The 7404-nt window shown below is 74.2% G+C and carries 6 protein-coding genes; 5 read left to right on the forward strand and 1 reads right to left on the reverse strand.

Annotated elements, in window-relative coordinates; all coding sequences use genetic code 11:
• The first annotated feature begins 174 nt into the window (after positions 1 to 174).
• From D9C15_RS31785 to D9C15_RS31800, 4 genes are all read left to right on the forward strand, one after another.
• The gene (locus D9C15_RS31785; RefSeq protein WP_128003491.1) at positions 175 to 1806 is read left to right on the forward strand and encodes a hypothetical protein; all 1632 of its coding nucleotides are present in this window, start codon (positions 175 to 177) and stop codon (positions 1804 to 1806) included.
• 121 nt (positions 1807 to 1927) lie between these two features.
• Entirely contained in the window at positions 1928 to 4654 is a 2727-nt protein-coding gene (locus D9C15_RS31790; RefSeq protein ID WP_128003492.1) for a zinc-dependent metalloprotease, read from the forward strand.
• Positions 4655 to 4741: 87 nt separating this feature from the next.
• A complete protein-coding gene (locus D9C15_RS31795; protein WP_128003493.1) occupies positions 4742 to 5821 on the forward strand; it encodes a sensor histidine kinase in 1080 nt (359 codons plus the stop codon).
• Positions 5818 to 6585 (forward strand): LytR/AlgR family response regulator transcription factor, encoded by a 768-nt coding sequence (locus D9C15_RS31800; protein ID WP_128003494.1) that lies wholly within the window; start codon positions 5818 to 5820, stop codon positions 6583 to 6585. The genes D9C15_RS31795 and D9C15_RS31800 overlap by 4 nt, the downstream gene beginning before the upstream one ends.
• Here the strand turns inward: D9C15_RS31800 and D9C15_RS31805 are convergent, their stop codons facing one another.
• On the reverse strand, positions 6586 to 6786 hold the full coding sequence (locus D9C15_RS31805; protein WP_128003495.1) for a hypothetical protein: 201 nt from the start codon (positions 6784 to 6786) through the stop codon (positions 6586 to 6588).
• 138 nt (positions 6787 to 6924) lie between these two features.
• Here D9C15_RS31805 and D9C15_RS31810 point away from each other — a divergent pair, with 138 nt between their 5' ends.
• On the forward strand, positions 6925 to 7371 hold the full coding sequence (locus D9C15_RS31810) for a M14 family zinc carboxypeptidase (RefSeq protein ID WP_128003496.1): 447 nt from the start codon (positions 6925 to 6927) through the stop codon (positions 7369 to 7371).
• Positions 7372 to 7404 lie beyond the last annotated feature (33 nt).

A 7404-nucleotide genomic window follows, 5' to 3' on the forward strand; every position in this document is an offset into this window, starting at 1 on the left:
CCTCAGGGGCGCGGCCCCCGATCACGGGAGCGGCCAGCGGCGTGTCCGCCGCCACCCGACCGCAGAATCGCTACCTGAGCGGGTATCCGCACGCCATCCCATGAAGAACAGTTCACTTTCCGGCCGTGCCGTTGGGTTGCGCGGCCGGCACCGCGCAGGCAGGGCGGCCCGGCCATGACGTCGGCCGAGCTGTCTGCCGCGCTGGTCGCCGCCGCGGCCGGCTTCGAGCCGCTGCGCCGTGCCGAGCGCCAGCTGCTCAAGGCGCTGCTGCGCGATGACATCGCGCGTGTGGGCCTGCGCCGCCCGGCCGAACGCGGCGAGGACGTCGCGGTGCGCGGCGCGCTGCTGGCGCGCCTGGTGACGCAGGTGCCGCAGCTGCGCCGCGTGCAGCTGCTCGGCGCCTGGATCGAGGGTCCGCTGGACCTGGGCGACCTGCGGGTCGGCGCGAGCCTGTGGTTCTACCGCTGCGTGTTCGAGGTCGCGCCGCGGCTGGATGGCGCGCGCCTGGCCGGCGGCGCGAGCTTCGGCGACTGCCTGCTGCCCGGTCTGCGCGCCGAGCGCTGCCGCGTCGCCGACGACCTGGCCGTGCACGCCGGCTGCAGCGTGGCCAGCGAGCTGCGCCTGGAGGGCGCACGCATCGGCGGCCACCTGGTGCTGTCGCGTTCGGTGCTGCACGACGAGCACGACCGATCGACGCGCCGCCCGCTGGTGGCCGACCGGGCCCGCATCGGCGGCGACCTGCGCCTGGACGAAGGCTTCGAGTCGCATGGCGAGCTGCGTCTGGCGTCGGTGCGCATCGGCGGCGACCTGGTCGCCAGCCGCGCGCGCCTGTACGGCCCGGTGGACGCCGCCGGCGTGCGGCGCGACGCGCTGGTGCTCGACCGCGCCGTGATCGGCGGCCAGGTGCGGCTGGACCAGGGCTTTGCCGCCGCCGGCCGGGTGTGCCTGCGCCGCGCCGAGATCGGCGGCGACCTGGACTGCAGCGGCGCCGGATTCGATCGCGTCGGCGACGCGAGCTGGGGCGACGGCGCCGCCCTGGTGCTGGACCGCGCCCGGGTGCACGGCACGCTGGTGCTGAGCGGCCTGCAGGAGCCGCTGGCCGGGGCCTCGTTCGCCGGCACGCGGGTCGGCACGCTGCTGGACGACCATTCGAGCTGGGGCGAACGCCTGGTGCTGGACGGCTTCGTCTACTCGCGCTTCGGCGAGGGCGCGCCGCTGGACGCGCCGTTCCGGCTCGCCTGGCTCGAACGCCAGCCGGGCCGGCACCTGGCCGAGGATTTCCGCCACCATCCCTGGCGCCGCCTGATCGCGGTGCTGGCGCGCATGGGCGAGCGCCACAGCGCCAGCGAGGTCGCGCTGCGGCGCGAGCGGCTGCTGCGGCGCATCGGGCGCATCGGCCGCTCTTTTCCGCAGGCCTTGCGCTGGCTGGCACGCGGCGCACACGCGCTGTACGGCGCGGCGCTCGGGTACGGCTGGCGACCGCAGCGCCTGGGGGCCTGGCTGCTGGCCGCCTGGCTGGGCGGCGCGGCGCTCTACTGGGCCGCCGAGCAGCAGGGCCTGCGCCCGGGCGCGGCACGGCACGAGAGCTTCAGCGCGCTGGCCCATTCGGCCGACCGCCTGCTGCCGCTGGCGCACCAGGACCCGGGGCCATCCTGGAGCGTGCCGCCGAACGCCGCACCGGCCCAGGCCGACTGGGCCGAGGGCATGCGCTGGCTGGGCCGGCTGCAGAGCCTGCTGGGCTGGTGCGCGCTGCTCGGGCTGGGCCTGTCCTGGGCCTCGCGCGGGCGGCGCGAGTCCGGGCGCTGAGCCGGCGCGGCCGCCGCGCGTGGGTTCCGCCACACGCCGCGGGGGCTCTCCCGGGGCGGCGTGGCGCGGGCTTGTCGCAGAATCGCCGCTTCCCTGCGTCACCGGCTCAGCGCCGCCCCCGATGTCGACGTCGTCCTTCCTCCCGCGCCCGTTCCCCCTCGGCCCGATCGGGCTCGCCGCCGTGCTGCTGTCCGGCTGCGCCAGCGTGAAGCCGCCGGGCGCCATGGCTGCCGCGCCTGCATCGGCCGCCGCGCCGGCCGCAGCGCAGGCCGCCGCGCCCGCGGGCGCCGCCTCCGGCGCCGCGGCGGCGCGGCCCGAACCGGGGGCGCCCAAGCCCTTCGACGAGGTGGTCAAGGGCGCGACGCGCCAGGACGGCTTCTTCCCGGTCTGGCGCAAGGACGAGAAGACCTGGCTCGAGATCCCGGCCGAGCGCCTGGGCCAGCCTTTCCTGCTGAGCGCCAACATCGCCTCGTCGGTTGGCGAACGCGGGCTGTACGCGGGCTCGATGGGGCCGTCCTGGCTGGCCACCTTCCGCCAGGTGAACCGGCAGCTTCAGCTGGTCGCGCTGAACGCCGAGTTCGTCGCGCGCAACCCGGCGATGAAGGCCACGGTGGCGCAGTCCTTCTCCGACAGCCTGCTCGCCTCGGCCGCGCTGGCCAGTGCCGAGCACCCGCAGCGCAAGTCGCTGCTGGTCGATGCAAGCTTCCTGATCGTCGACCTGCCGGCCTACTCGACCCAGATCGAGGCGGCCTACCGGCTGCCCTACGGGCTGGACCGCGCCAACTCGTCGATCGAGACGGTGCGTGTCACGCCGGACCTGACCACGCTGAACCTGCGCATGCATTTCGCGACGCCGCGCATCCCCGTGCCGCCGCTGACGCCGCCGCCGGTGCCGCTGCCCGCGCCGCCGGCCACGCTGCCCGACGCGCGCAGCCTGTTCGCCGGCTTCGTCTACAACTTCGCCGCGCTGCCCGAGCCGCCGATGCGCCCGCGCGAGGCCGATCCGCGGCTGGGCCACTTCACCGACGTCGTCACCGACCTGTCGGACGACCTGAAGGTCAACCCGCGCACCTACCGCGTCAACCGCTGGCGGCTCGAGAAGGCCGACCCCGCGGCGGCGCTGTCGGAGCCCAAGCAGCCGATCGTGTTCTGGCTCGACCGCAACATCCCGCCGGTCTACCGCCAGGCGGTGGAGGAGGGCGTGCTGGAGTGGAACAAGGCGTTCGAGAAGATCGGCTTCCGCAACGCGATCGTCGCGAAGCAGCAGCCCGACGACGCCGACTGGGACACGCTGGACGCGCGCCACGCGTCGATCCGCTGGTTCACCGGTGCGGACGCCGGCTTCGCCCGCGGGCCCTCGCAGACCGACCCGCGCAGCGGCGAGATCGTCGACGCCGACATCATGATGAGCGACGTGTTCGGGCGCGGCGCGCGGCGCGTGCGGGTCGAGACGGTCGGGGCCCTGGGGGGCGCGGCGCCGGCCTTCGCCACGCCGATCGCGCTGCCCTGGAGCAAGGCGGGCGGCGCGCAGTGCGACTACGCCGAGGCCGCCGCCCACGAGATGGGCTTCGCCGTCGACCTGCTCGAGGCGCGCGGCGAACTTGCGCCCGACAGCCCGGAGGTCGAGGCCTTCGCGCAGGCGGTGGTGCGCGACACCATCATGCACGAGGTGGGCCATGCGCTCGGGCTGAAGCACAACTTCAAGGCCTCGACGGTCTACACCCGTGCGCAGCTGCAGGACGCCGAGTTCACCGCGAAGAACGGCATCGCCGGCTCGGTGATGGACTACAGCCCCTACAACCTGGCGCTGGCTGGCGAGAAACGCGGCGCGCTGGTCAACACCACCATCGGCCCGTACGACTACTGGGCCATCGAGTACGCCTACAAGCCGCTCGAGCCGGGGCAGGAGAAGGACGAGCTGCAGCGCATCGCCGCGCGCAGCAGCGAGCCGCTGCTGGCCTACGCCGACGACACCGATGCCGGCGGCTACGGCGGTGGCGAGGGGCTGGACCCGCTGGTCAACCGCTTCGACCTGGGCAGCGACCCGCTCGAGTACTACCGGCGCCGCCTGGCGCTCTCGCGCGAGCTGTGGCAGCGCGTGCAGGAGCGCCAGCCGCAGCCGGGCGAGGACGTGACGCGCCAGCGCCGCGTGCTGCTGTCGGGCTTCAGCGCGCTCGGCGTCTCGACCGCGCTGGTGGGCAAGTACGTCGGCGGCATGCAGACCTCGCGCGACCTGCCGGGCGCGAGCGGCGGCCGGCCGGCCTACCAGCCGGTGCCGCCGGCCAAGCAGCGCGAGGCGCTGCGTTTCCTGGCCGACGGGCTGTTCGCGGTGGACGCGTTCCGCTTCAAGCCGCAGTTCCTGGCCAGCCTGAGCCCGGACTACCGCGAGTGGACTCGCGGCGGGCCGGTCAGCATCCCGGCCGCGGTGCTGCAGCTGCAGACCGGCGCGCTCGACCGCCTGCTCAGCCCGGGCACCGCGACGCGCCTGCTCGAGCTGCCGCTGTACCTGCCGGAGAACGAGCGGCGCGGCATCATCTCGCTCGACGAGGTGATCGGCACGCTGCAGAAGGCGGTGTGGAGCGAACTGCGGCGCGGCGGCGACATCGAGCCGATGCGGCGCAACCTGCAGCGCGAGCACCTCAAGCGCGTGCAGGCGCTGCTGACACGCAGCGCCGGGCCGCTGCCGGCCGATGCGGTGAGCCTGGTGCGGCTGGCCGCCACCGGGCTGCAGGCCGAACTGCAGCGTGCCGCGGCGCGCCCCGGCCTGGCGGTGGAGACCCGCGCCCACCTGCAGGACAGCCTGGTGCTGCTGACCGAGGCGCTGCGGGCGTCGTTCGTGCGCGGCTGACGGCGTTCGCGGCGCGATAACCGCCGCCCGTCGCATCGGGCCACCGACCCGGTGGCGGGCGCGCCGCGGCGCCGCTATCGTCGCGCCATGCCTGCCGTCCTCGACGCCGAATCGCCGCCGCTCGGCGCACGCCGCCTGCTGGCGGCGCTGAACCCGCGCCGCGCGCTGATCGCCGCCGGCCTGGCCACGCTCGCGGCGGTGGCGCTGAACCCGATCTTCGTCACGCCGTTCACGGTGCTGCTCGGGCGCATGCTGGTGATCGCGCTGCTGCTGCTGCTGGTGCACACCGCCGCCGGCTTGCTCGAGGCGGCCTGGGCGCCGCGCTGGATGGTGCAGGTGGCCGCGCTGATGCTGGCCGCGCCGCTGGCCACCTGGCTCGTCTACCTGCCCGACGTGCAGGGCCAGGTGTTCGAGGTGTTCCGGCACGAGGGCCGGCTCTCCGGCTTCCTGCTCATCACTGCGGTGGTGCTGGTGGTGGCGCCGCTGCTGGCGCTCGGGGCCCTCTACCGGGAGCGTGATGCGCAGGCGCGCTCGCAGGCGCTCGCCTTCGCGCTGGAGCGCAGCCGGCTCGAGAAGCAGGCGCTCGACGCGCGGCTGCGTCTGCTGCACGCGCAGATCGAGCCGCATTTCCTGTTCAACACGCTGGCCAACGTGCAGCAGCTGGTGGAGGCCGGCTCGCCGCAGGCGCCGCGGGTGCTCGCCAGCCTGATCGCCTACCTGCGCGCCGCGATGCCGCGCCTGGCCGACGAGGGTGCCACGCTCGGCAACGAGGCGGCGCTGCTGCAGGCCTACCTGGCGCTGATGCAGATGCGCATGCCCGACCGGCTGCGCTTCGAGCTCGAGCTGCCGGCCGAGATGCACGCGCTGCGCTTCCCGCCGATGGCGCTGCTGACCCTGGTGGAGAACGCGGTGCGCCACGGCATCGACCCGGCCGAGCAGGGCGGCACGATCCGCGTGCAGGCGCAGCGCCTGCCCGACGGCCGGCTGCAGGCGCAGGTGGCCGACACCGGCGTCGGCCTGCGCGAGGCCGCGCCGCCGGGCACGGGGCTCGCCAACCTGCGCGAGCGGCTGGCCGCGTTCTACGGCGACGGCGCCACGCTCGAGCTGAGCGAGAACGTGCCGCGTGGCGTGTTGGCGACGATCACCTGGACCGACAGGGCGGCATGACCACGGCCCTGATCGCCGACGACGAGCCGCTGCTGCGCGAGCGCCTGCGCGCGCTGCTGGCGCGCCTGTGGCCCGAGCTGGCCATCGTGGCCGAGGCGCGCAACGGGCGCGAGGCGATCGAGCTGTTCGATGAGCACCGGCCCGAGATCGTGTTCCTCGACGTGCACATGCCGGGCGTGAACGGCATCGAGGCGGCGCGCGCGCTGGCGCGGCGCACGCAGATCGTGTTCGTCACCGCCTTCGAGCAGTACGCGCTGCAGGCCTTCGAGCACGGCGCGATCGACTACCTCGTCAAGCCCTTCGAGGAGGCGCGCCTGGCCGAGACGGTGTCACGCCTGCGCGAGCGCCTGGCGCGGCCCGAGCCGCCGGACAGCGCGCTGGAGTCCGTGCTCGACGGTCTGGCCGCCGAGCTGCAGCGCCGCGCCGGCGCGCCGGCGGCGCACCTGCAGTGGATCAAGGCCTCGGTGGGCACGAGCGTGCGGCTGATCCCGGTCGAGCAGGTCGTCTACCTGAAGTCCGACGAGAAGTACACGCTGGTGGTGTGGGAGGGCGGCGAGGCGCTGATCCGCAAGACCATCCGCGAACTCGCCGACGAACTGGACCCGGCGCGCTTCGCGCAGGTGCACCGTTCGGTGATCGTCAACCTGCACCAGGTGGCGCAGGTCGACCGCGGCCCGAACGAGACCGCCGAGCTGCGCCTGAAGGGCCGCCCCGAGACCTTGCCCGTCAGCCGCAGCTACCTGCACCTGTTCCGGCAGATGTGATCAGCGCACCTGCGTGGTCGCCGGTTCGACCGGTTCGTTCTGCGCGATCGCGGCGCCAGCGCGCTGGCCGGTGATGGTGACGGTGGGCAGCGTGACCACGCGTGCCTGCGGCTCGTCGGCCAGCAGCGCCGAGCCGATCGCGACGGTACCGCCGGCCAGCAGCGCGAAGGTCAGCAGGGCGGCGAAGAGGCGGTCGATCATGGCGGGCTCCGTGGGTGGCGTTGTCGTTGGTCTGGACTCTAGGCAGTGCGCCCGGCCCCGCCCACCGGATTGCGACGAACTGCGGCAGGCGCGGGATGAACGGCGACTAGACTTGACGGACTTCGTGCGGACCGCCTCATGACCCCCGACTGGCAGACCCCCTTCGAACGTGGCAACGGCAACCAGACCACCGCCTGGGCCGACTGCATCGCCTTCCACCAGCGCCTCGCGCAGGCATTCCCGCAGTGGCTCGCGTTCGGCGAGATCGGCCGCTCGGACGGCGGCGTGCCGATCCACGCCGGCGTGTTCAGCAGCGACGGCGTGTTCGAGGCCGAACGCGTGAAGGCGGCCGGCCGGGCGGTGTTCTTCAACAACAACGGCATCCACCCCGGCGAGCCGGAAGGCATCGACGCCTGCATGGCGCTGCTGCGCGACCTGTGCCTGGACGAGGCGAGGCGCCGCGCGCTCGGCGACACCGTGCTGGTCTACATCCCGGCCTACAACGTCGACGGCCTGCTCGACCGCGGCGACACCAGCCGCGTCAACCAGGTCGGGCCGGAGGGGCGATGTCCCGGAGTCTGTTGAACGCATGAGCTGAGGTGGCGGCTCCTTCGACCC

The organism is Piscinibacter defluvii (assembly GCF_004011805.1).
GTDB classification, from domain to species: Bacteria; Pseudomonadota; Gammaproteobacteria; order Burkholderiales; family Burkholderiaceae_C; genus Piscinibacter; species Piscinibacter defluvii.

Coding starts and splice junctions, on each gene's coding strand:
- D9C15_RS31795 (WP_128003493.1), top strand. CDS start 4,742: ATGCCTGCCGTCCTCGACGCCGAATCGCCGCCGCTCGGCGCACGCCGC.
- D9C15_RS31805 (WP_128003495.1), bottom strand. CDS start 6,786: ATGATCGACCGCCTCTTCGCCGCCCTGCTGACCTTCGCGCTGCTGGCC.
- D9C15_RS31800 (WP_128003494.1), top strand. CDS start 5,818: ATGACCACGGCCCTGATCGCCGACGACGAGCCGCTGCTGCGCGAGCGC.
- D9C15_RS31810 (WP_128003496.1), top strand. CDS start 6,925: ATGACCCCCGACTGGCAGACCCCCTTCGAACGTGGCAACGGCAACCAG.
- D9C15_RS31785 (WP_128003491.1), top strand. CDS start 175: ATGACGTCGGCCGAGCTGTCTGCCGCGCTGGTCGCCGCCGCGGCCGGC.
- D9C15_RS31790 (WP_128003492.1), top strand. CDS start 1,928: ATGTCGACGTCGTCCTTCCTCCCGCGCCCGTTCCCCCTCGGCCCGATC.